We start from the raw sequence: 3,170 nt of genomic DNA on the forward strand, positions 1-3,170 counted from the left end.
TTCTTTGTTTGCCTCAATCGGTTTTAGCGTTGGCGTGTTGTCAATTTAGTTGGCGCAAAGTGTGGAAAGAGCAAGTTAATCGATCATTTTGTATTTGTTGAAGGCTTTGCTCGTTGAGTTTGTTTGGCTCAAAAGCCTAGTTTGTCGCTGAAAGGCAGACTTCATTTTTGCGGCTTATTTATCACGGCTTTTGCTTGGGTTGATTCTTGAATCACTCGACTATTGCAATTGTGGTTTTTGATCGAGTAAAGTCAGCTTATCTTATTGAATTTGCATAACAAACAATTCAAGTGGATTCTCAACGCGTGGCAGTTTTACTATGCGTTGAGTAAAGTGTTTTACGGTGCAATGCAGCGGCTTGGTCAGTGCGTTGTTCACCACTTAATTGGGCGTTATGTGTTTGGTCAGTTTTTAGGTCAAAGCTACGATTTCATTGAGAATTCGTTCCGTGTTTTCGGCAAGTTGGCTTGGTCGAAATGGATTCTTGAACAACCTGAGATTGATCGTTTTCAAGGTTCTTGGGTTGCCTCAATTAAGTTTTGGATCTGGCTTGTGTTGAGTTTCGTCAGTTTCAAATCGCTTTAATTGAAATGTCTTTTTGACTGATTCTCTTGCTGACATTCAGCTCTGAAAGTCTGGTGAAGTAAAAGGTTTTGTTATGGCTGAAAGGGCGCTTTCTTTGTTGTTGATTCTGCAAGTGGTTTTCTTCGGCTCAGATCGCTGTAAAATTTAGGCTTTGGTCAGCATCGTTTTTGCACGTAACTTATTCAATTTCCTTCGTTTCTACGGTGGTTTACTTTGAATTCACGGTAAAATTCACATAACAAGCAATTCAAGTGGATTCTCAACGCGTGGCAGTTTTACTATGCGTCAGGTAAAGTGTTTTATGGTGTTATGCAGCGGCTTTGTCAGTGCGTTGTTCACCACTTAATTGGGCGTTATGTGGTTGGAGAGAAATTATGAATCCATCAGCGGTTCTTGTTCATGTCCTAGATGTAGCGAAAGGGCTTGAATGGTACAAGAAAGCTTTTCCAGAAGCTGTTCCGGTTTACCATCCTGAATTTGATTTCACGGCACTTGATCTAAATGGTTTCTCACTAGAAATAGTCCAAGCAGACAAAAAGGTTGGTGCTGGTAAAAGTGGTACAGTTGTTTACTGGTCAGTAGATAATTTATGTGTTGCTCTGGCTCATTTTGAAGAACTAGGTGCGTGTCTTTATCGTGGACCAATGGAAATTGAAGATGGGCTTTCAATGTGCCAAGTTGAGGACCCATTTGGAAACTTAATAGGACTACGTGGGAAAACCACATAACAAACAATTTAAGAGGGATTCCCAACGCTTGGCATTTTTGCTTCTACTTCAAGTTAAGTGTTTATGGCACAATGCTTTAGGTTGGGTGGTAGCGTTGCTCACCCCTTAATTGGGCGTTATGTGGTAGGTGGGTTGTTGTCATCGAAGACAACCTTTATAATTCAAAATAAAGATTAAACCTACCATAAATCATAAGGTTATAGGTATGAGTTCAAATAACAAGAAAGCCTCATGTGCAGTTTGTGGCACTCAGATAGAAGAAAACCGTTTAGAAGTTCATCATATCAAACCACTAAAAGATGGTGGTGAACATTTGCCAGATAACATTGTTCATATTTGTCCAAAGTGTCATCGAGAAATTCATACGACAAATAATAACCGCTTAGCGGGCGCTGGTCTTGGTGGCGCTATTCTAGGTGCTTCACTAGCTGGTCCGGCCGGAGCACTAGTTGGTGGTTTAGTTGGCCTTCTTATGGGAGATTCTGTAAACAAATCTAAGACTCCAGAGAATAAAGGAAACAACGATGGATAAGGTTGTTTTCATTCCCTCAGCCATTTTAGGACTTATTTTTATCTCAATTTATGCATATAAATGTCATGCCGCTAAGAAAAAGTTTAGCCACCAAGTCATGGTAAATGCTGTGCTTCAGGCTAGTGGTATAGTATGTGGGGGATTGCTAATATTAAGTACATTCTTTGAACAGCTAAACCAGTACTTAACCAATATTGACTTATATATATTCATATCCGGTCTTGCCGTCCTAGCTGTATCTATACAGTCTACATACAACGATATTTTTTCTATTAAGGAAAGTAAAAAGGCAAGTTTAGAGTCTCGCGAGGAAACAACAGCATCGTAACCTTTGCCACATAACAAAGCATTTAAGAGGGATTCACAACGCTTGGCAGTTTTGGTTTGAATTGGCTTTAGTGTTTACGGCACAATGGTTTAGGTTAGGTGGTGGCGTTGTTCACCCCTTAATGCGGCGTTATGTGTTGGATGAGTTTTTAAGGTCAAAGCTACGATTTCATTGATAATTCGTTTCGTGTTTTCGGCAAGTTGGCTTGGTCAAACTGGATTCTTGAACAATCTGAGATTGATCGTTTTTAAGGTTCTTGAGTTGCCTCAATTAAGTTTTGGATCTGGTTTGTGTTAAGTTTCGTCAGTTTCAAATCGCTTAAATTGAAATGCTTTTTTGACTGATTCACTTGCTGAAGTTCAGCCCTGAAAATCTGGTGACGTAAAAGGTTTGGCGGTCGCTGAAAGGGCGCTTTCTTTGTTGTTGATTCTGCAAGTGGCTCTCTTTGGCTCAGATCGCCGTGAAATTTAGGTTTTGGTAAGCATCGTTTTTGTACGTAACTTATTCAAATATCTTCATTTCTACGGTGGTTTACTTTGAATTTACGGTAAAAATCACATAACAAGCAATTTAAGAGGGATTCCCAACGCTTGGCATTTTTGCTTCTACTTCAAATTTAGTGTTTACGGTACAATGCGTTAGGTTGGGTGGTAGCGTTGCTCACCCCTTAATTGGGCGTTAGGCTATTCAGAGGATACAATGACAGATTTAAAAAATAATGAGCAATATTTCGACGTTTCTTTTGAGAAGTTTTCCTCACCTGATGAGAAATATAACAACGTCGAGTTTGAAGATTGCCAATTCTCCGACTGCGATTTCTCAGCGGTTAAATTTCAGAAATGTAAGTTTACAAACTGCACATTTGAACGGTGTAATTTGAGTTTGGTCGATTTTACAAACTCAAAGCTCTTTGAGCTTAAATTTCAAGACAGTAAGTTAGTTGGCGTTGATTGGACGAAAGCGACATGGCCAGTTTATCACTCAGACTTTGAGCTAA

At 39.6% G+C, this 3,170-nt stretch carries 4 protein-coding genes; all 4 read left to right on the forward strand.

Annotated features, from left to right (window positions below):
* The first annotated feature begins 959 nt into the window (after window positions 1-959).
* Entirely contained in the window at window positions 960-1,313 is a 354-nt protein-coding gene (locus AACW06_RS18970) for a glyoxalase/bleomycin resistance/dioxygenase family protein (protein WP_192076263.1), read from the forward strand.
* A gap of 205 nt (window positions 1,314-1,518) precedes the next feature.
* The gene (locus AACW06_RS18975; protein WP_192076264.1) at window positions 1,519-1,845 is read left to right on the forward strand and encodes an HNH endonuclease; all 327 of its coding nucleotides are present in this window, start codon (window positions 1,519-1,521) and stop codon (window positions 1,843-1,845) included.
* Window positions 1,838-2,173 (forward strand): threonyl-tRNA synthetase, encoded by a 336-nt coding sequence (locus AACW06_RS18980; protein ID WP_192076265.1) that lies wholly within the window; start codon window positions 1,838-1,840, stop codon window positions 2,171-2,173. The genes AACW06_RS18975 and AACW06_RS18980 overlap by 8 nt, the downstream gene beginning before the upstream one ends.
* 699 nt (window positions 2,174-2,872) lie before the next feature.
* On the forward strand, window positions 2,873-3,170 hold a 298-nt coding region (locus tag AACW06_RS18985), incomplete at its 3' end, for a pentapeptide repeat-containing protein (protein WP_192076266.1).

It is taken from the genome of Vibrio sp. S12_S33, from assembly GCF_963889785.1.
Classification (GTDB): domain Bacteria; phylum Pseudomonadota; class Gammaproteobacteria; order Enterobacterales; family Vibrionaceae; genus Vibrio; species Vibrio aestuarianus.

Excerpts from the sequence above, each read along its gene's own strand:
- AACW06_RS18970 (WP_192076263.1), top strand. The coding sequence starts at position 960 with ATGAATCCATCAGCGGTTCTTGTTCATGTCCTAGATGTAGCGAAAGGG.
- AACW06_RS18975 (WP_192076264.1), top strand. The coding sequence starts at position 1,519 with ATGAGTTCAAATAACAAGAAAGCCTCATGTGCAGTTTGTGGCACTCAG.
- AACW06_RS18980 (WP_192076265.1), top strand. The coding sequence starts at position 1,838 with ATGGATAAGGTTGTTTTCATTCCCTCAGCCATTTTAGGACTTATTTTT.